The 20585-nt window shown below is 67.2% G+C and carries 14 protein-coding genes; 9 read left to right on the forward strand and 5 right to left on the reverse strand.

The genetic code is table 11. The features are described from left to right. Nucleotides 1-95 precede the first annotated feature (95 nt). Complete coding sequence (gene tyrS, locus AAG816_RS07835) at nt 96-1340, forward strand: tyrosine--tRNA ligase (protein ID WP_341989024.1); 1245 nt, start codon at nt 96-98, stop codon at nt 1338-1340. Between the two features lie 69 nt (nt 1341-1409). Here tyrS and AAG816_RS07840 read toward each other — a convergent pair whose 3' ends face one another. Both AAG816_RS07840 and AAG816_RS07845 read right to left on the reverse strand, forming a co-directional pair. Beyond that, nucleotides 1410-1775, reverse strand: a complete 366-nt coding sequence (locus AAG816_RS07840; RefSeq protein ID WP_341989025.1) for a hypothetical protein — start codon at nt 1773-1775, stop codon at nt 1410-1412. Nucleotides 1776-1895: 120 nt separating this feature from the next. Further along, the gene (locus tag AAG816_RS07845) at nt 1896-5474 is read right to left on the reverse strand and encodes an AsmA-like C-terminal region-containing protein (RefSeq protein WP_341989026.1); all 3579 of its coding nucleotides are present in this window, start codon (nt 5472-5474) and stop codon (nt 1896-1898) included. A 136-nt stretch (nt 5475-5610) separates the two neighbouring features. Between AAG816_RS07845 and AAG816_RS07850 the strand changes: the two genes are divergently transcribed. Further along, on the forward strand, nt 5611-6084 hold the full coding sequence (locus AAG816_RS07850; RefSeq protein ID WP_341989027.1) for a peroxiredoxin: 474 nt from the start codon (nt 5611-5613) through the stop codon (nt 6082-6084). A 75-nt stretch (nt 6085-6159) separates the two neighbouring features. Here the strand turns inward: AAG816_RS07850 and prfB are convergent, their stop codons facing one another. The 3 genes from prfB to AAG816_RS07865 all read right to left on the reverse strand — a co-directional run bounded on the left by prfB (nt 6160) and on the right by AAG816_RS07865 (nt 11517). Next, on the reverse strand, nt 6160-7290 hold the full coding sequence (gene prfB / locus AAG816_RS07855) for a peptide chain release factor 2 (RefSeq protein ID WP_341989028.1): 1131 nt from the start codon (nt 7288-7290) through the stop codon (nt 6160-6162). 193 nt (nt 7291-7483) lie between these two features. Next, nucleotides 7484-9934 carry a penicillin-binding protein 1A gene (locus AAG816_RS07860; protein WP_341989029.1) on the reverse strand — a complete coding sequence of 817 codons (2451 nt, stop codon included), beginning with the start codon at nt 9932-9934 and terminating at the stop codon, nt 7484-7486. Nucleotides 9935-10170: 236 nt separating this feature from the next. Next, nucleotides 10171-11517: an N-acetylmuramoyl-L-alanine amidase gene (locus AAG816_RS07865; protein WP_341989030.1), complete on the reverse strand. Its 1347-nt coding sequence runs from the start codon at nt 11515-11517 to the stop codon at nt 10171-10173. Nucleotides 11518-12422: 905 nt separating this feature from the next. Here AAG816_RS07865 and AAG816_RS07870 point away from each other — a divergent pair. The 7 genes from AAG816_RS07870 to AAG816_RS07900 all read left to right on the forward strand — a co-directional run bounded on the left by AAG816_RS07870 (nt 12423) and on the right by AAG816_RS07900 (nt 20540). Beyond that, nucleotides 12423-15668 carry an Rne/Rng family ribonuclease gene (locus tag AAG816_RS07870; RefSeq protein ID WP_341989031.1) on the forward strand — a complete coding sequence of 1082 codons (3246 nt, stop codon included), beginning with the start codon at nt 12423-12425 and terminating at the stop codon, nt 15666-15668. A 497-nt stretch (nt 15669-16165) separates the two neighbouring features. Further along, nucleotides 16166-16405, forward strand: a complete 240-nt coding sequence (gene rpsU, locus AAG816_RS07875; RefSeq protein ID WP_341989032.1) for a 30S ribosomal protein S21 — start codon at nt 16166-16168, stop codon at nt 16403-16405. A 303-nt stretch (nt 16406-16708) separates the two neighbouring features. Beyond that, nucleotides 16709-17683: a protein-methionine-sulfoxide reductase catalytic subunit MsrP gene (gene msrP / locus AAG816_RS07880; RefSeq protein ID WP_341989033.1), complete on the forward strand. Its 975-nt coding sequence runs from the start codon at nt 16709-16711 to the stop codon at nt 17681-17683. A gap of 179 nt (nt 17684-17862) precedes the next feature. Next, complete coding sequence (locus AAG816_RS07885; protein WP_341989034.1) at nt 17863-18327, forward strand: hypothetical protein; 465 nt, start codon at nt 17863-17865, stop codon at nt 18325-18327. Further along, on the forward strand, nt 18324-18983 hold the full coding sequence (locus AAG816_RS07890; protein ID WP_341989035.1) for a ribonuclease T2: 660 nt from the start codon (nt 18324-18326) through the stop codon (nt 18981-18983). Before AAG816_RS07885 ends, AAG816_RS07890 begins: the two co-directional genes overlap by 4 nt. 25 nt (nt 18984-19008) lie before the next feature. Next, complete coding sequence (rlmJ, locus tag AAG816_RS07895) at nt 19009-19860, forward strand: 23S rRNA (adenine(2030)-N(6))-methyltransferase RlmJ (RefSeq protein ID WP_341989036.1); 852 nt, start codon at nt 19009-19011, stop codon at nt 19858-19860. An 86-nt stretch (nt 19861-19946) separates the two neighbouring features. Then, nucleotides 19947-20540, forward strand: a complete 594-nt coding sequence (locus AAG816_RS07900) for a glutathione S-transferase N-terminal domain-containing protein (protein WP_341989037.1) — start codon at nt 19947-19949, stop codon at nt 20538-20540. The last annotated feature ends 45 nt before the right edge of the window (nt 20541-20585 follow it).

Raw genomic sequence — 20585 nt, forward strand, 5'->3', positions numbered from 1 at the left:
ATCCCCGCGCGTATCGCCGTTGCATGGCCAGCCGATGCATTCCCGGCAAAGACCTGTTACACCACCGCTCCTTTCCGTCATCCGAACAGATCGCCATGACCGCCTTTCGCTCCGATTTCCTGCGCGTGCTCGACGAGCGCGGCTATATCCACCAGTGCTCCGATCTGGAGCGCCTCGACGCCAAGGCCAGCGAAGGGCCGATCACCGCTTATATCGGCTTCGATGCCACCGCATCCTCGCTGCACGCGGGGCATCTGCTGTCGATCATGATGCTGCGGACCCTGCAGCGCACCGGGCATAAGCCCATCGCGCTCATGGGCGGCGGCACCACCAAGATCGGCGACCCGTCCGGCAAGGACGAAGCCCGCAAGATGCTCACCGACGCGCAGATCGACGCCAATATCGGCTCGATCCGCAAGGTGTTCGAGCGCTTCCTGGACTTCTCCGCCGGCGCCGTGATGGAGAACAACGCCAAGTGGCTGGATGAGCTGAAATACATCCCGCTGCTGCGCGAGGTGGGCCCGCACTTCACCATCAACCGCATGCTGACGTTCGATTCGGTCAAGCTGCGGCTGGAGCGCGAGCAGCCGCTCACCTTCCTCGAATTCAACTACATGATCCTGCAGGCCTATGACTTCGTGGAGCTGAACGCGCGCCACGGCTGCATCCTGCAGATGGGCGGCTCCGACCAGTGGGGCAATATCGTCAACGGCATGGAGCTGGGCCGGCGCATGCGCGGCGCGGACCTGTTCGCGCTGACCACGCCGCTGCTCACCACCTCCTCCGGTGCCAAGATGGGCAAGACCGCCGGCGGCGCCGTGTGGCTGGATGCGGACCTGCTGGCCCCTTACGAATATTGGCAATACTTCCGCAACACCGGCGATGCGGACGTGGTGCGGTTCCTGAAATTGTTCACCGAACTGCCCCTGGATGAGATCGCCCGTCTCGGCGCCCTGGGCGGCCAGGAGATCAATCTCGCCAAGGAGGTGCTGGCCACCGAGGCCACCGCTTTGCTGCACGGCCGTGACCGCGCCGAAGAGGCCAAGGCGACCGCGCGCTCGACCTTCGAGGACGGCGCATTGGCCATGAACCTGCCCACCATCGAGGTGCCGGCGGATCAGCTGAAGGCGGGTTTGGCGGCGAATACGGCCTTTGTCTCGGCGGGACTGGTGGCCTCCACCAGCGAAGCGCGCCGGCAGATCAAGGGCGGCGGGCTCAAGGTCAACGATGCCACCGTGACCGACGAGAAGCTGGTGCTCACCGAAGCGGACCTGAGCGCCGAGGGCGTCATCAAGCTCTCGCTGGGCAAGAAGAAGCACATCCTGCTCCGCCCGGTGTGATCACCGGGCGATGATCGGCGCATGGTGGGACGGAGGGCCGAGCGGCCCGCCGTCCACGCCGGATCGGGCCTATTTGGGGATGAGTTCCTCGGCGCTGACCTTGCTGTCGCCCTTGAACGCCCAGATGCCCTTATAGCCGCCGTTGTCCTGCGCCACATACAGCGCGACGCCGGTGGAGCCATTGCCGGAGAAGGTCACGGCGATGATGTCCTCGTCGCCGATGCCGTAGCCGTCGAACTTGTCGCCGTCGATCACCGACACCACCTTCCAGGCATTCTCGCCGGTCTTGGTGATGGTGGCCGTGCCGGAGTAGTTCGACTTCTCCTCCACATTCACGCCCTTTACGGTGTACTTGCCCGGCCCCTTGGCGAGCACCGGTGTCACGCTGCCGACCATCAACGCCAGCGCCACGCCGCTTATGAAATATGCACGCACGTTCGATCCCCCTAGCCAGTGAAATGGCGGCTGACGTGTAGCAGTCGCACGTGGCTACCGTCCACCGCACACCGTGGGGCTGGAACCTTGCTTCAGCCCTGCGTCAGGAGGGAGACCGCGCTAAGGCGCGGTTTTGCCGTCGCCCGCACCGCGGAACTCGAACATCTTGCGCAGGAAGCCGGGCGCCACCGCCGAGAGCGGATTGATCCGCAATGTCGGCCCGCTCATGGGGCCGGTGATCTCGAACGTCACCCCGAGCAGGCCCTCGTTGGGTCCGCCGCCCAGGATGGCGCCGATGATCGGCAGCTTGCTGAACAGATTGTTGAGCCCATAGGCCGGCACATAGGTGCCGCGCATGGAAATGCGCTCGGCGGTGAAGTCGATGGTGCCCTCGGCGGTGACGCCCGCCACCGGGCCCCAGATCGCTCCGTCGCGAATGGCGATCTTGCCCGTGGTGCGGGTGAACTGGGCTTGCGCCTTCTCGAACACGGCGGTGCCCTGCTCCACCTTGCCCGAGCTGTCGCGCGCGGCGGCGCTCAGGCTGTCGAGGCCCGGCTCGCCGCGAATCACGAAGTCCCGCAGATTCACGACGCCATTCTGCGGGCTGGTGTCGCCGCGAGGCGGGTCGATGATGACCCACATGGTGCCGCCCTGCATCTTGCCATAGGTGTCGAGAAACCGCAGCACCGCGCCGGCGTCCGAGGTGCTCACATAGAGCGCGCGGCGGGGCGTATCGCCCCAATTGCGGATTTCACCGGCGACGGTGCCTTCCCGGCCCGCCTTGGCGGTGAGCGAGAAGCTGCGCAATTCCACTCCGCGGCGGCCGACGGAGAGATCCAGCTGCCGCAGCACCTCGCCATTGTTGCCGGTCATGGCGCCGATCTTGGCTTCCACATCCACGTCCTGGCTCTTCTGCTCCTTCTTCGCCGGGCCCGACGGCGTGCCCACCAGGCTCTTCATGATGCCCCGGGCGTCCACCACCTCGCCGGTGATGCGGATCTTGAGCACATCGCCCGACCGCTCGGCCCTGAGGCTGGCCTTGTCGCCATCGCTCAGTTGGAACGAGGGGAAATTGGCCGAGACCACGTCGCCCTCGTCGGACAATTCCAGCGCCCCGCGGATGTAGGTGCCGGAGCCGTCCAGGATCAGGTCGTCGATGCGGATGGTCTTGCCGGCATCGTTGGAGGTGAACTTGGCCTTCAGCGGCTTGCCCGCCGGCTTGGTGAGGCCGGGCACCAGATCCAGGATGCGCGCGGCGGTCAGGTCCAGTTCGATGGCGGCCCGGGTCTGCTTGTTGTTGGTGGTGCCCACCAGCTTCACCGCGATCGGCCCCGAGATGGAGGAAATGTCCACACCCAGCTTCTGGCGCGAGGCGTCGTCCAGGGTGGCATTCACCCTCACGTCCGCGTCGGCCTTGTCCTTTTTCTTGTCATACTCGAACGTCAGCGGGGCGCCTGCCACCTTGCCGTCGCCGCGCAGCAGCACCCCGGCGGGCGAGGCGAACACGTCCACGCTGGCGCCTTCCAGGCGCTGGTTCTGGAAGATCTTGTCGACACCGAAATCGGTCAGCTTGGCTTCCAGCGAATAGTCCACATCGCCCGGCTGCGGCACCTTGTGGAACAGGATCTTCACCTGCAGCAGCGCCGAGAGCTTGCCGCGGGTGGTGGAGGGATCGAACGCCTGGCCCTCGCTGCCCTTCAGGGCCTCCATGCCCAGCACTTCGATGCCCGCATCCGCCGGCCCGTCGAACTTCACCTTGACCAGGCCGCTCGGTTCGCGCGGGAAATAGTCGGGGATCATGAACACGCCGTCCGAGACCGCGAGCTTGCGGTTCTGGGGCGTGACCACGGTCGCCTCGGGGATGTTCACCCGCACCGAGCGCCCGGTGACCGCGACGGAGAGGCGGGTATTCACCAAGGGCGGCAGGCCCTTCACCGCCCGCAGCGTGATGCCGGACGCGGTCATGTCCAGGCGCACCGCATCTTCGGGCAGCGGCACGTCCTTCTGGCCGATCAGATCCAGCGCCATATTGACGTTGACCGAGGTGCCATCGACCGTGCCGCCGGAGAGATTCTCCAGCACGAAGGTGCGCGCGGGCGGCGCCAGCGTCACCGGCCAGAACCGCTTCACCGTTGCCGACGGCATGCGCGATCCGATGGCCTTGAGCTGCACATAGGGCACGGGAACGCCGAAATCGAACAGCCCGCTGAAGCTGAGCGCGCCGGTGGCGTTGCTGAGATCGCCCTTTTCCATCAGCAGCTTCTTGTCGGGCGGGGTGTAGCGGCCGGTCAGGCTGAAGTCGGACACGATCAGCGGCGGATCGTTCATTTCCGGGCCGGCCAGCACGATGCTCACCGGCGATACCTCATAGGGCCACGACTGACCCGACTGGCTCGGCACCGAGATCACCGCCTTCAGCGCGATCTTGTTGGCATTCTTCGCCGCGGTCAGCGGCTCCACATTGATGACCCGTTGCGCCGGGTCGAGCACGAGGCGCGCCTGGGCATAGTCGATGACGAAGCGTTCCTCGGGATCCTCGCCATTGCCCAGTTGGCCCGCGCCCAGCGACACCCCCGCCTCGGCCGCCAGGATGCGACCGTCATTGGCGATGCGGGCACGCAAGGTCGCCCCCAGAGGGGTGTCCATGTAGAAGCGCTTCAAGTCCTGGCTGAAGGCCTGCACCAGATCGCGGGTGGAGACATCCTTCAGCACCAGGTCGATGGGACGCTCGCCGTTGCGCGCGGCGCCGATGGTGGCGACCAGGGTGGCCAGGCCATGGGGCTGCTGCGAGGTGAAGGTGAACACCGCTCCGCCGTCGGCGGTGCGTCCCAGCCGGACCGAGATGTTGTCGAAGCGGATCTGGCGACCGGTGGCCTCGTTCTGCACCACCAGCGAGCCATCCTTGAGGCCCACGTCGGACAGCGCACCGCCATCGAAGCCGCTCTGCTCCAAGGCGTTCAACCAGTCCGCAAACGCCTTCATCACCAGCGGATCGCCGCCGAGGTCGGCGGCCGCTCCCGTGTCGGTGGCATTCGGAGCGGCGGCGTTCGGAGCCGCCCCGGCGGGAGCCGCCGGCGTCGCGGTCGCCGCAGCGCCCTGGCCCTGAGGCAGCTGTGTCTGGGTCTGCGCCCCCGGCGCAGGCGCCGGCGGGCGCGGATCGGGCTCGGGAGGGGCGGCGCCGGTGGAGAGCAGCCGCGCGCCCTTCCCGGCGGCCACGGCCACCTCGCCCTTGGCACCGATGCGCACGGTCATCTCGGCGCCGATGAGGTCAAACCGCCGGGCCTTCGGCGTCAGGGTGAGCAGGCTGCCTTCCAGTTCCACCTCGGCGCTGGGCGCACTGGCCACCAAGGTGCCGTCCGGCTCGCTGAGCGAGATGTCGCGGGCGATCACCACCGTCGCCCCGCCCTGCATGGTCTCCACCGCCGTGGAGCCGATTCGCACCACATACTTGCCGTCCAGGCGGTCGGCGATGGCGCGCTCGATATAGGGGGTGGCGAGATTGGCGGTGACGATCCCGGCAGCCACGAGGCCATAGATCACCAGCGCGCCGAGGCCGGCAAGGCCCATGAGCAGCAGCAGCGTGCCCACCAGCGCGCGCGCCACGCGCGAGCGCGGAATGAGGGCGCCGGTGAGACCGCGCAAATGAGACCGGCGCGGCATGCGCACCGGCGACTTGAACTGCGCCTGGTCTTCGCCCATGCCTTCTGCACCCTCCGGCATCATCCGTGCGCGCCCCCGCGCCGGATTCCCGTCGGCAGGCAGAATGTACGATCCGTTCTCCGAGGCAAGGCCATGGGCCCTGCGCTATGACGTCGTCACGTCGAAAGGAAGGCAGATGTCACAAATTCCCCAGGTCGGAGCGCCCGCCCCTACGTTCACGCTTGACCGCGATGGCGGTTCGCAGGTGTCGCTGAAGGACTATGCGGGCCGCAAATTGGTGCTTTATTTCTATCCCAAGGCCGACACCTCCGGCTGCACCAAGGAAGCCATCGCGTTCAACGGCTTGCGGGCCGACTTTGCCGCCGCAGATACGGCGATCCTTGGGGTTTCGGCCGATCCGGTCACCGCCCAGGACAAATTCAAGGCCAAATACGACCTTGAGATCCCGCTCGGCTCGGACGAGACCCGCGGCATGCTGGAAGCCTATGGCGTGTGGGTCGAGAAGAGCATGTATGGCCGCAAATACATGGGGATAGAGCGGGTCACCCTGCTCATCGGCCGCGACGGCACCGTCGCCCAGGTGTGGCCGAAGGTGAAGGTCCCCGGCCATGCGGAAGAGGTGCTCAAGGCCGCCCAGGCGCTGGGCTGATCCTTTTCAGCCGACGCGAAGCTGTTCACAAATCGGGGAGCACTGCTCCCCGATTTCACACCAGGCGTTCGGCCGTCAGTCCACGTCTTCCACCTGCCCGGGGCCGCCGCCATAGGCGCGCTGGGCGAGGGCCGCTTCCATGAACGGATCCAGGGCGCCGTCCAGCACCTCCTGCGGGGTGCCGGAGGTGACGCCGGTGCGCAGGTCCTTCACCAGTTGATAGGGCTGGAGCACATAAGAGCGGATCTGGTGCCCCCAGCCGATGTCGGTGCGCGCCGCCTGCTCGGCGATGGCGATGGCCTCGCGCCGCTTCAGTTCCGCCTCATAGAGCTTGGCCCGCAGCATGTTCCAGGCGGTTGCCTTGTTCTTGTGCTGGGAGCGGTCGCCCTGGGACACCACCGCGATGCCGGTGGGCAGATGGGTCAGGCGCACGGCGGATTCGGTCTTGTTCACATGCTGGCCGCCGGCGCCGCCGGAACGCATGGTGTCGATGCGCACTTCGCTCTCGTTGATCTCCACCACGATGCGGTCGTCGATCACCGGATAGACGTCCACCGAGGCAAAGGAGGTCTGGCGCCGGGCGTTGGAATCGAATGGCGAAATACGCACCAGGCGATGCACGCCGGCTTCGGTCTTCAGCCAGCCATAGGCATTGTGGCCCTTGATCTGCAGCGTGACGGACTTGATGCCCGCCTGTTCGCCGGCGGACTCGTCCACCAGTTCCACCTTGAAGCCGTGGCGCTCGGACCAGCGCGTATACATGCGCTGGAGCATCAAGGCCCAGTCCTGGCTGTCGGTGCCGCCGGCGCCCGCATGGACTTCCAGATAGGTATCGTTGGAATCCGCCTCGCCGGAGAACAGCGCTTCCAGCTCGCGACGGGCCAGTTCCGCCTTGAGATGATCCAGCGCACCGGCCGCCTCGGCGATGACGCCTTCGTCACCCTCGGCCTCGCCCAGCTCGATCAGTTCCACATTGTCCGCCAGGTCGCGATTGACCCGGTCGATGGCGCCCAGCGCATCTTCCAGGCCGGTGCGTTCCTGCATGATCTTCTGCGCCCGGTCCGGCTCATCCCAGAGCTTGGGATCCTCGGCGATGGCGTTCAGTTCGGCGAGGCGCCGGCGCGAGCGATCCACGTTGAGGTGCTGACGCAGCAGATCAACGGAAGCATTGATCTCGTCGACTTTCGCGGCGAGCTCCGCACGCATGGCAAACCATTCTCCGAACTGAGGGCGGCGGAACCTACCGGCGCAGGGCCGGCCTGTAAACGCCCGCCCCCACGCCAGCCGAGCCTATCCCGCGCAAAGCCTTTGCCGGCGCAGTTTTGGCCCCATCATAAAAATCGCAGCCATGCGCCCACCGGCGCCCCCGCGCCCGTGGCCCATGCCCCCGTGTCGCCGATCAGTACAGCCCGCCGGTGCCAGAGCGAACCGCACGGTCCGCTTCCGGCGTCACTCCCAGCGAGGCATCGCCGGCACCGATGACCGAATAGCTGTCCGGCGGCGCGGTACCGGGCTTGAAGCCTTCCAGGATCGAATTCTCCCCCGGGCCGGCCCGCAAGCCGGTCTTGGGATTGATTCGCACCAGCTTGATGCCCGGCGGCACCCGGAACGGGATCGCCGGCTTGTCCGCCAGAGCGGTCTTCATGAAGTCGCGCACCACGGGCGCGGTCAGCACACCGCCGGTGGACCCCTTGCCCATGGGCTTGGGCCGGTCGTAGCCCAGATACACGCCCACCACCATTTCCGGGGTGAAGGCCATGAACCAGGCGTCCTTTTCTTCGTTGGTGGTGCCCGACTTGCCGGCCACCGGGCGCCCCAGATCCTTCAGCGCGGTGCCGGTGCCGCGCTGGATCACGCCCTCCATGAGCGCGGTGATCTGGTAGGAGGTCATGGCATCCAGCACGATGGGACGGCGGTCGATCAGGGTCGGCTCCGCCTGGTTGTCCCACTTGTCGGCATCGCAGCCGCGGCACTCGCGCTCATCATGGCGGTAGATGGTGTGGCCGTAGCGATCCTGCACGCGATCGATCAGCGAGGGCGTCACGCGGCGCCCGCCATTGGCGATCATGGCGTAGGCGCCGGTCATGCGCATCAAGGTGGTCTCGCCCGCGCCCAGCGCCATGGAGAGCACCGGAAGCATGTCGTCATACACACCGAACTTGCGCGCATAGTCCGCCACCAGCGGCATGCCCACGTCCTGGGCCAGACGCACGGTCATCACGTTGCGCGACTGCTCCAGGCCGAAGCGCAGGGTCTGCGGGCCATAGAACTTCTTGGCGTAGTTCTCCGGCGACCACACCGGCATGCCGGGGCCCTGGTCGATCTCGATCGGCGCATCCAGCACCACGGTGGAGGGCGTATAGCCGTTGTCCAGCGCGGCGGAATAGACGATGGGCTTGAACGAGGAGCCCGGCTGGCGCAACGCCTGGGTGGCGCGGTTGAACTGGCTCTCGTCATAGGAGAAGCCCCCCGCCAGCGCGAGCACGCGGCCGGTGAGCGGCTCCATCACCACCATCGCCCCTTCGATCTCGGGGATCTGGTGCAAGCGATACTGCCCATCCTTGCCCGCGATGGGTTCCACATAGATCACGTCACCGGGCTTCAGCACCTGCGACACCGAGGTGACAGCACGCCCGGCGTCCGGCCCCTTGGTCCAGCGGGCCCACTTGACCCCGTCCAGATTGATCAGGCCGACGTCGCGGGCGCTGGAGATGCCGCCGGAGCGCTCCCGCGGCGGCTGAAGGCCGATGCGCGCGGTGTCCTTGCCGGAATCCAGCACCACGGCCAGCTTCCAGGGGATGTCCGAGAACGCCTTGAACTCCGCGAGCTTGGGGCCCCAGTCACCGCTCAGATCGAAATGATGCACCGGCCCGCGCCAGCCGCGCTGCTCGTCATACCGCACCAGACCATCCGCCAGGGTCTTCTTGGCGATGGACTGGAGGCGCGGATTGAGCGACGTGCGCACGGACAGGCCGCCCTCATAGAGCTTGGTCTCACCATAGCGCTCATAGATCTGGCGGCGCACTTCCTCGGCATAATACTCCGCCGCGAAGATCTGCGCGCCGGTGGGCCGCGGGGTCACATCCAGGCCGCTCTTCTTGGCCGTCTCGGCCTGGGCGGCGGTGATGAAGCCGTTCTCCGCCATGCGGTCGATGACCCAGTTGCGGCGGTCGATGGCGCGCTCGCGGTCACGATACGGATTATAGGAGGATGGCGCCTTGGGCAGCGCGGCGAGATACGCCACCTGCTGGATGTTCAGGTCTTCCACCGACTTGTCGAAATAGGTCAGCGCTGCGGCGGCGATGCCGTAGGAGCCCATGCCGAGATAGATTTCGTTGAGATACAACTCCAGGATGCGATCCTTGGAGTAGGCGCGCTCGATGCGCAGCGCCAGCAGGGCTTCCTTGATCTTGCGATCCAACGACACTTCGTTGGTCAAAAGGAAGTTCTTGGCCACCTGCTGGGTGATGGTGGACGCGCCCTGGGGCCGGCGGTTGGAGCCGAAATTCTGCAAATAGACCATGCCGGCACGGAAGATGCCGGACGGGTCGATGCCGCCATGCTCGTAGAAATTCTTGTCCTCGGCGGAGAGGAAGGCCTCCACCACCAGCTTGGGCACGGACTGGATGGGAATATAGAGGCGGCGCTGACGTGCGTACTCCGCCACCAGCGACCCATCGCCGGCATGGACACGGGTCATCACCGGCGGCTCGTAATTTTGCAGCTGGGTGTAGTCCGGCAGATCCTGGGAATATTTCCAGACGAAATAAGTGGCACCCGCCGCGCCCACCAGCAGCAGCAGGGTGCCCAGAGCGAACAGGAAGCCGAAGAACCTCAACAGCAGCCGCATGTCGCCGGCTCCCTCCCCCACCGAAGCCGCCTCCCGAGCGCCGGGACCGACCATTCCATGCCAGACAGATACGCCACCCCATGGGGGCGCCGGCTCGCGGCTGACTTACCGCAAACCTATCCCAAAAGGCTATGTTGGCGAACTGTGGCTGCTTCACGACGAAGACGCCGCCGCGCTCTCACTTCCGTTGCATGGCAGCGGCGGTGCTGTCGAGGCGCAGAGAGGGGCATACCCGTCTATTTGGGCGGGACAGCCCCTGGAACCGCGCCGGCGACGCGGGTGGTGAAGAAGTCGTTGACCGCCGTCAGCATGGCGTCGGTGAGCTTGTCGCGCCAAGCGTCGGAGGTCATCTGCTTCAGATCCTGCGGGCTCGACATATAGCCCAGCTCCACCAGGACCGACGGCACGTCATGGGCCTTGAGCACCCGGAAGCCGGCGGACTTGATGGGCGACTTATGCAGCCGCGCCGCGGTCTTCATGCTGCCCACCAGGGTGCGGGCAAACAGCGCGGAAAACGTCTTGGTCTCCCGCTGCGCCAGATCATAGAGGATATCCGCCACCTGGCTGTTTTCCTCGGTCAGGTCCACGCCGGCGATCAGATCCGCCTTGTTTTCCTTTTCCGCCAGATGCGCCGCATCCGAGTCGCTGGCGGTATCGGACAAGGTGTAGACGCTGGCGCCCTGGGCGCGTCCGTCCCCCGCCGCCAACGCATCCGCATGAATGGAGACGAACAGGGCCGCATGGCTGGAGCGTGCCAGCCGCACCCGGTCGCCCAACGTCACGAACGTGTCGGTGGAGCGGGTCATCACCACCCGGAAGCGCCCGCTGCGCTCCAGTTTCTCGCGCAGCGCCAAAGCCACGTCGAGAACGATGGCCTTTTCCGCAAAGGCGCTGGCGCCGGTGGTGCCCGAATCGATGCCGCCATGGCCGGGGTCAAGAACGATCACCGGCCGCTTGTCGCCGGGGGTTGCGGGCTCGGCGGCCACCGCGGGCGGACCGGCCGGCTCGACCGGGGTCGGCAGGGCTCGGCCGAACCCGGCCGCGTCGGTCTTCACCAGGTCCACCACCAGACGGGCGGGCTGGTCATCCTGCGCCTCGATGACGAAGGCCTTGTCGATCAGCACCGGCTCGCCCGCATCCAGCACGATCCGCGCCTTGCCGGGGGCGAACACCCCAAATCGATAAGCGGAGACCAGTCCCCGACGCATCTCGCCGGCATCCGCCTTCAGCGCGAAGGTCACGTCGGTGAGGTCGATGATCACCCGGTAGGGATTGGCCAGAGTGAAGGCGCGGAATTCCACCGTGCGGCTGAGATCGATCACCAGGCGGGTGCGCTGGCCGTCGCCCGCGAGCCGCGCCGCCATGGCGGTCGCCGGGCCGCTGGGCGGCGCCACCGCGGCGCGGGCGGCAATCTTCACAGGATCGGCGCTCTTCAGAGGATCGGCGCTGGGCGGGGCCGTGTCGGGTCCCGGCTTGGCAGCCTCCGACGCCGCCTTCTGCGGCGCGACGACCACTTTGGCCGCAACCGCGCTGGTGGCATCCGCGGCATCGAGCCCGCTGCCCGGCAAAACCACCGCGACCATCAGCATCGCCAATGCGCCGGCGCGCCAGCGGCGCAGTCCGGTCAGCGGTATCAGGCTCTTGCAGCGCGAAATCAGCTGTCCCGCGGGGCGTCGTTCGCCACCATCAGGTTCGGGAAAGTGAGCACGCGCATGCGTTGACACATCGACCTTCCGAGGACCGCTGCAATAGATGTACTCGATAGCGGGCCGGGCGTTAACCACTGGTTGACGCGCTCGCCCGGTCCACCGGCGGGTGTGGCACCGCGGCCACATGGCCACGCTTAGCGGCACAAGGCTGCGCGAAGCTGCCCCCGGCACAGGCGTGCCTAGACCGTGGGCATGATGCTTTTGCATGATCCTTGCCAAGACACGAGCCGGGCGAGTAAGAAGGAAATGCATACGGCTCGCGTTCCGGAATTCGCCTCTGGCCTTCCGGCGTCCGCAGTCTCCCTCCGGTGCCGTCTCTCCTTTGAGAGAAGGGGCATCATCCGTCGCTGGCTGATCCAGATCATTTGGATCGCGCCGTCGCGACGAGCGCGCGAAAGCGCGCTTCGAAGCCGGTCTGAAGCGCGCGCAAGCGGGTTTCATGGCACGCGGGCTTTGAGTCAGGGCGGGGCGGTCGCACGGGTGTCGAGGAGTTCCCCTGATATCGAGGGGATCGAGCGGTTGTATGCCAGGGTTGGACACGGGTCCGGCCTGATATTTCGCTGAGGGACGAGTAGCCGAGGGCATGGACGTTCAATCGCACGACCAGCACGCAGAGCGTGCTTCCGTGTGGCCCGATGCCGAAGGTGTCGCCACGACACCTGCGCGCCGCCGATCCTCTGTCTTCTTCCGCCATCATATCCGGTGTCTGAACGGTTCGCGGGCTCTGCACCGCCGGCCGTGGCGGAGCTTTGGCTCCGACGCCGCGAAGAGAGATTTCCATGGCCAACAAGATGCTCATCGATGCCACCCACCCGGAAGAGACCCGGGTTGTGGTCGTGCGCGGGAACAGGGTCGAGGAGTTCGACTATGAATCCGCGTCCCGCAAGCAGCTGCGGGGCAATATCTACCTCGCCAAGGTCACCCGCGTAGAGCCCTCGCTCCAGGCGGCCTTCATCGAATATGGCGGCAACCGCCACGGGTTTCTCGCCTTCAGCGAGATCCACCCGGATTATTATCAGATCCCCGTCGCCGATCGGCAGGCTCTGATCGAAGAGGAAGAGCGCGCCGCCCGTCTCGCCGACGAGGAAGACGAGCGCCGTGAGCGTCGCCGCGACCGGTCGCGCTCCAAGCGCGCGACCAGCGACGATGTGGTGTCCGAAGTGGCCAGCCACGACGGCGAGGCCGATGAGGCCGACGACAGCGACGTGGAAGAGGTCGAAGACGACGAGATCATCGACACCATCGAGGACGGCGCCATCACCCGCCACGGCGCGCCCGATGACGAGGATGACGGCCACGGCTTCGAGGGCCAGCGTCACTACAGCCGCGACGCGGAGCCGCTCGATCCCGAGACGCTGCCGCACGAGACCGACGTGGCGCACATCGCCGCCGCCGAGGACCATGTGCCCGCGCCCGCGAGCGACGACGCGGCACCGCTGACGGGCGAGGCCCTGCCCGCCCCCGCCGAGCAGGCCGCCAATCTGGACGCCGAAGTGGCCGCCGAGGCGCCCGACGGCGAGCGCCAGGACAATCCGGTTCTGGCTTATGCCGAGCACGATGCGCACCAGGCCGACGACGCGACCCATGCGGACGCGCCTGAAATTCAGAGCGCCGATGCCGAGGCGGACGAAGCCGCCCCGGTGGAAGGCCGCTCGCGGGAAGGTCGCGACGATCGCGGTCGCCGCTCGCGCCGGTCGGGCCGCAACCGCGGCCGCAAGCCCGCCGATGACGAGAATGGCGATGCCGACGTCGAGGAAGTGGGCGACGAGGAAGACGAGTTCGTCGAGAATCTCGGCGCCGACGACGCCTTGGAGGAAGTGCCCGAGCGCTCCCACCAGCGCCGCGCCCGCAGCTACAAGATCCAGGAAGTCATCCGCCGCCGCCAGGTGATGCTGGTGCAGGTGGTGAAGGAGGAGCGCGGCAACAAGGGCGCCGCCCTCACCACGTATCTGTCCCTCGCCGGCCGCTATTCGGTGCTGATGCCCAACACCGCGCGCGGCGGCGGCATCTCCCGCAAGATCACCAATGCGGTGGATCGCAAGCGTCTGAAGGACGTGGTGCAGGATCTGGAAGTGCCCGAAGGCATGGGCATCATCCTGCGTACGGCAGGCGCCAACCGCACCAAGGTCGAGATCAAGCGCGACTTCGAATATCTGCTGCGCCTGTGGGAAACGGTGCGCGAGCTGACCCTGACCTCCAGCGCCCCGAGCCTGGTCTATGAGGAAGGCTCGCTGATCAAGCGCGCCATCCGCGATCTCTACAACAAGGAGATCGAGGACATCCACGTGGCCGGCGAGGAAGGCTTCCGCGAGGCCCGCGACTTCATGCGCATGCTCATGCCGAGCCATGCCAAGAACGTGGTGCCCTATCGCGAGCCGCAGCCTATCTTCGCCAAGCACGGCGTGGAACATCAGCTGGACGCCATGTTCTCCCCGGTGGTGCAGCTGAAGAGCGGCGGCTACATCGTCATCAATCCGACGGAAGCCCTGGTCTCCATCGACGTGAACTCGGGCCGCTCCACGCGCGAGCACCACATCGAGGACACCGCCCTCAAGACCAATATGGAAGCCTCCGAGGAGATCGCCCGGCAGTTGCGCCTGCGCGACCTCGCCGGCCTGATCGTCATCGACTTCATCGACATGGAAGAGAAGCGCAACAACCGTTCGGTTGAGCGCAAGCTGAAGGATTGCCTGAAGAACGATCGGGCCCGCATCCAGGTCGGCCGCATCTCCCATTTCGGTCTGATGGAGATGTCCCGCCAGCGCATCCGCACCGGCGTTCTGGAAAGCTCCATCGAGGTGTGCGCCACCTGCGGCGGCACCGGCCATGTGCGCTCCGCCGCGTCGGTCTCGCTGCAGCTGCTGCGGGCCATGGAAGAGCAGTTGCTGCGCTCGGCCACCCACAACCTCATCGTCCGCACTCGGGCGGAAGTGGCGCTCTATGTGCTCAACCACAAGCGCGCCCACCTGCGCGAATTGGAAGAGCGCTTCGAAGTCACCCTGGTGGTGCAGGCCGACGACAGCGTCACCGGCCACCAGCCGTTCCTGATCGACAAGGGCGAACTGGCCGTGCCGCCGCCGCCCGCGCCGCGCCTCACCAACGTCATCCAGCCGGATTCCATCCTGCCGGATGAGGATTATGACGACGAGGACGAAGAGGCGATCGAGGACGGCGTTGAGGTCGAGGCGGACGCGGAGACCGAGACCACGGCATCCGAGCGCAGCACGGACGAGCAGTCGCGCAAGCGCCGTCGCCGTCGCCGTCGGCGCGGTGGCGAGCGTGAGGGGGGCGAGCGCGAGGGCGAAGCCCGCGAGCTGCGCACGGACGAGGCCCACGAAGATGACACCGCCGAAGGCGACGAAGACGCTGCCGGCGAAGGCGACGAGAGCGACGACGAAGCCCGTGGCGATGGCGAAGAGCGTGGCGATGACCGCGGTGAAGGCGAGAACGGCGATCGCCGCCGCCGCCGCCGTGGCCGTCGCGGCGGTCGCCGCAACCGCCGTGACGGGGATGAGTCCGCCCCCTTGTCCGGCGAGGACGCAGCTGAAGGCAACGATGGCGACGAGGCACCCGAGCAGGCCCCGCGCGATCTGGGATTCCCCAATGCCGAGACCTTCGCCGAGATGGAAGTGGCGTCCGTCGATGACGACGCCCGGCCTGCGGCGCAGGAGAGCGGCGAAGCGGTGATCGCCTCCGTGCCGCTGCCGGAGCCGGTGGCCGCGCCTGTGGCCGCCGCCCCGGTGGCTGCGGAAGCCGAACCTGCGCCGGCACCGCGCCGTCGCTCCACGGTGCGCGAGAAGGCTCCGGTCCCGACCAGCTTCGGCACCATGGCGTCCGCACCGGCACCGGTGGCCGAGCCCGCTGTCGCCGAGCCCGCATCCGCCGCCGCACCGGAAGAGACCACCGCTGCCGAGGCCGCAGCCCCCGTCGCCCCGGAGCCGGCGCCGCAGCCCGCGCCGGTCAGCACCGAGCCCCCGGCCAAGCCGCGCTCCGGCTGGTGGCAGCGCAAGCTGTTCGGCGAGTGATCGCCTGACGCTCCAGTGAGGGTTCAGATCTGAAGAGCGGCGCCCCACGGCGCCGCTCTTTTCTTCTGCGCAGAGCGTCTTTTGGTCCGGCATCGGGCAGGAGGCGCCGCGTTGATGGCGGCGGCGCCCGCGCCCACTGCGCCAGAGCGCAGGAGGAGCCGGGGCATCGGACCGGCGACAAGGCGGCCGAGCATGCCACCGGCCCCCGGCCTTGTGGCAGAGGCCGGCGTCAAGCGTGCAACGGCTCTGCGAAACCTGCGCCAGCGAGACGGAGAGCCGCGCCGCCCGCCCGGATCGTTCGCCGGCATAGCTTTTCGGACCCATCTGCGATGCTGGGAAACGCGCAACAGCCCTGTGGACAAGCCTGTCGCCGCCTGATATGGAGACGCTCCTTTCGGCACGGGTCAGGTGCGGTGCGTGAGCGCCCCCTCCCCGTCCGCTTTAGGGTTCACACCCAGTCAGGTTCGCTCGGCGCAACAGCTCGAAGAGGCAAACACGTGCAAGTTCTCGTCCGCGACAACAATGTCGATCAAGCCCTCAAGGCGCTCAAGAAGAAGATGCAGCGCGAGGGGATCTTCCGCGAGATGAAGCTCCGTGGCCATTACGAGAAGCCGTCCGAGAAGCGGGCGCGCGAGGAAGCCGAAGCGGTGCGCCGCGCCCGCAAGCTGGCCCGCAAGCGCGCCCAGCGTGAAGGCCTGCTGCCCTCCAAGCCCCGGGTCGCTGCCGGCGCACGCTGAGGCGATGCGCCGCCGGGCATCCGGCGTCTTAAGAGTATTTGAGCCGAGCTTGAAGCATCTGCGTGGCCTGCGCCGCGCGGATGTTTTGCGTTTGGCCCTCGCCGCCGGCCTGGCCTTTGCCATCGCGACGTCCTCACATCCGGCGCCGGGCGGCCGGACGCGCGTGGGCGCGGGCGCCCGGCGCAGGCGGAGATTTCGGCAGCGGCCGCCAAATGCCTTTCGTTACAAGCCCTGTGAACACAACCGTTTGAGTTGCGCAGACCCGCCCGCATCGTGATGCTCCGGCGCAACGGAGGCTACACGATGCTCATCAAGTCGAGACGCGGCTGGGAAATCCCGGAGCGGGATGTCACGCCGGAAGCGGTGTTTCTCTCGCGTCGCGCGCTGCTCGGGGCCGGTGCCGGACTGATCGGGGCCAGCGCCCTGCCCGGCAGCGCCTTTGCCCAGGCGACAGCGGGCGCAGCGGACCCTTCCGCCGGCCTGTATCCCGTGGCGCGCAATCCGCGTTACACGCTGGATCGGCCGCTGACGCCGGAGACCGCCGCCAGCTCGGTGAACAATTATTACGAGTTCGGCACCAATTACGACGTCGCCAAGGCTGCCGCCAAGCTCAAGCGCCGTCCCTGGGTGGTGACCATCGACGGGCTGGTGGAAAAGCCCATGCAGGTGGGCATCGACGATCTGCTGAAAGCCATGCCGCTGGAGGAGCGGGTCTATCGCCACCGCTGCGTGGAAGCCTGGTCCATGGCGGTGCCGTGGAGCGGCTTCCCCATGAAGGCCCTGGTGGATTACGCCCGCCCGCTGGGCAGCGCCAAGTTCGTGCGCATGGAGACCTTTCTGGACAAGGAGGTCGCTCCCGGCCAGTCCGGCCGCTTCTATCCCTGGCCCTATGTGGAGGGGCTGACCCTGGCGGAAGCCAATAATGAGCTGGCCTTCCTGGTCACCGGCATTTACGGCAAGCCGGCGCCCAACCAGTTCGGCGCCCCGCTGCGGCTGGCGACGCCGTGGAAGTACGGCTTCAAATCCATCAAGGCGATCGTGAAGTTCACCTTCGTGGAGCAGAAGCCCAAGACCTTCTGGGAGACGGTGCAGAGCGCCGAATACGGCTTCTGGGCCAATGTGAACCCGCAGGTGCCCCACGCCCGCTGGAGCCAGGCCACGGAGAAGGACATCGCCACCGGCGAGCGGCGCCCGACCCTGCTCTACAACGGCTATGGGGAATTCGTCGCCGATCTCTACAGCGCCCCCGCATTCAAGAGCGAGAAGCTCTGGATGTGAGGCCCACCGTCCCCGTCGGGCCGGCACGCGCCACCAACCGCAGGTGGGTGGTGCCGGTGGCGCGGGCGCAAATGCACCGGCGCGGCGCGTTTTCTGGCCAAGTGTTGCACGGCTGCGCTTGACCGCCGTGCGGGCCGGAGCCATCGTCCGCCCGACACGTTGGGTGCTGGGAGAGAGACATGGGTTCGATGGTGCGCAAGGCATGGGCACGGGCCGGAATGGCAGCGCTCGTGGTGGCCTCCATGGCAGCCCCGGCTCATGCCGCCAATTGGCTGGAAAAGAACTTCTGGCTGCCCAACGACAAGTTCAGCGGCGACGTGCCCGCCTGCACCGAGCCCCTGGCGCTGGGCACCATTTCCAACCACTTCGCCGAAACCGAGCGGATGTATTGGAAAAAGAACGCCAATATCGTCAGCTATTCGGACGTGCACGAGATCGCCTTGAAGCCCTGGGGCGAAGGCTTCGTGCCGCGCCGTTACTGCCGCGCCACGGTGGTCACCACCGATTCCAAGAAGCAGACGCTGTATTATTCCATCATCGAGGACGGCGGCTTCCAGGGCTTCACCTGGGGCGTGGAATGGTGCATCGCCGCCTATGACCGCGAATTTGCCTACGCGCCCAACTGCAAGATGGCCCAGCCGTGAGTCTGCGCGCCTGCGCCGCCCTGCTGCTGGTTCTGGCGGCGATCGGCGGCGCGAAGGCGCAAGAGAACGGGTCGGGCCGCAATGTGCCCGGCCAGTTCGATTTCTACGTTCTCTCGCTCTCCTGGTCGCCCTCCTATTGCGCCACCCGGGACAAGCCCGATGGCCTGCAATGCGGCGGGCCGCGCCCCTACGCCTTCGTGGTGCATGGCCTGTGGCCGCAATATGAGCGCGGCTATCCCGACAGTTGCGCCCGCCCGGCGCCGCGCCTGCGCCCCGACCAGGTGCGCGGCATGCTGGACCTGATGCCGAGCCCCGGCCTCGTCACCCATGAATGGGCCAAGCACGGCACCTGCTCGGGCCTTTCGGCCACCGCGTATTTCGATCTGGTGCGCGCCGCCCGCGCCCGCGTGGTGATTCCCCAGAGCTATGTGGACCCCACCGACTATCGTATGGTCTCCGCGGCGGAAGTGGAGACGGCCTTCCAGATGGCCAATCCGGGATTGGCCTCCGACATGATCGCGGTCGATTGCGACCGCACCCGATTGCGCGAAGTGCGAGTGTGCCTGACCAAGGACCTGGCCTTCCGCGCCTGCCCGCAGGTGAATGCCGCCAGTTGCCCCGCCGGGCGGCGGTTGGCGGTTCCCCCCTTGCGCTAAGGCCGGCGTCCGTTCAAGACGCAGCATGAACTATCGCCACGCCTTTCACGCCGGAAATCCGGCGGACGTCATGAAGCATGCGGCCCTTGCCCGCGTGCTCACCTATTTCGCCAAGAAGGACAATGCCTATCGCGTGGTGGATACCCACGCGGGCGCCGGCCTTTATGATCTGGCCGGCACCTCGGCTTTGCGCACCGGCGAGGCGGAGAGCGGCATCGAGCGGGTGCTGGCGGCCGATCTTCCCGCGCCGGCGGCTGAATTGCTGGCGCCATATCTCGATGCGGTGCGCGAGTTGCGCACCCACGCCGGCCCCAAGCGCTACCCCGGCTCCCCCGCCCTGGCGCTGGCGCTCGGCCGGCCGCAGGATCGGTTCCTGTTCTGCGAGTTGAACCGCGAGGAGCGGCTGAAGCTGGACAAGTTCGTGGGCGAGGATCCCCGCGCCAAGGTGCTGCTGCAGGACGGCTGGCATGCGGTGGGCGCCCATCTGCCGCCGCGCGAACGGCGCGGCCTGCTGCTGATCGATCCGCCGTTCGAGGAAGCCGGCGAGTTCGACCGCATGCTGGTGGCCCTGCGCGCCGCCTATGAGCGCTTCGCCACCGGCACCTTCATGCTGTGGTATCCGATCAAGAATCTGATGGCCGTGGATGCCTTCCGCCGCGACGTGGCACGCCTCGGCCTGCCCAAGACGCTGAAGGTGGAGATGGATTTCGCCGAGGTCCGCTCCCAGGACCAGCTGTCCGGCAGCGGCCTGATCATCGTCAATCCGCCCTTCACCCTGGCGGACGAGATGCGCACCATCCTCACCGCGCTCGCGCCCATCATGGCCCGCGACGGCAAGGGGCGGGTGCGGGTGTCATGGCTTGTCCCCACCGCCTGACGGGTCGATAAAGGACAGCCCCTGAGCGCCCTCCCGGGGCGCTGCCCCATCCGGGGCATTCCATCCTCCTGCGAGCGAGTCTTCCCATGCGCCTGCGTTATTCGCCGTCTTCCCCGTTCGCCCGCAAGGTGCGTGTCGCCGCGGCCGTGCTCGGCGTGCCGCTGGAGCTGGAAACGGCGGACACCATGGATGCCAACGACACGCTGCGGCAGCAGAACCCCCTCGGCAAGATCCCGATCCTGCTGCGCGACAATGGCCCCGCGCTGTTCGATTCGTCGGTGATCGTGACCTATCTCGACCATGTGGCCGGCGGAAACCGGCTGATTCCCACGGAGACCGAAGCGCGCTTCGCCACCTTGCGCCTGGAGGCTCTGGCCGACGGCGTCATGGATGCGGCCCTGCTCCAGGTCTATGAGCGCCGCTACCGGCCCGAGGACAAAGTGGTGCAGTCCTGGCTCGACAACCAGGCCGGCAAGATCGCCCGGTCCCTGGCGGAGCTGGAAGCCGCCCCGCCCGCGGCCGGCGCCCCGACGGCGGGCGACATCGCCCTCGCCTGTGCCTTCGGCTATCTGGATTTCCGCCACGGCGGCGCCTGGCGGGCCGACCACCCCAATTTGGTGGCCTGGTATGAGGCCTTCCCGGCGCGCTGCCCCGGATTCAGCGAGACCGCGCCGGGCTGAACCGGAGCGCTGAAGCCTCAAAACGCAGTCAGGCGCGCACCCGTC

Source organism: Azorhizobium sp. AG788, from assembly GCF_943371865.1.
Classification (GTDB): domain Bacteria; phylum Pseudomonadota; class Alphaproteobacteria; order Rhizobiales; family Xanthobacteraceae; genus Azorhizobium.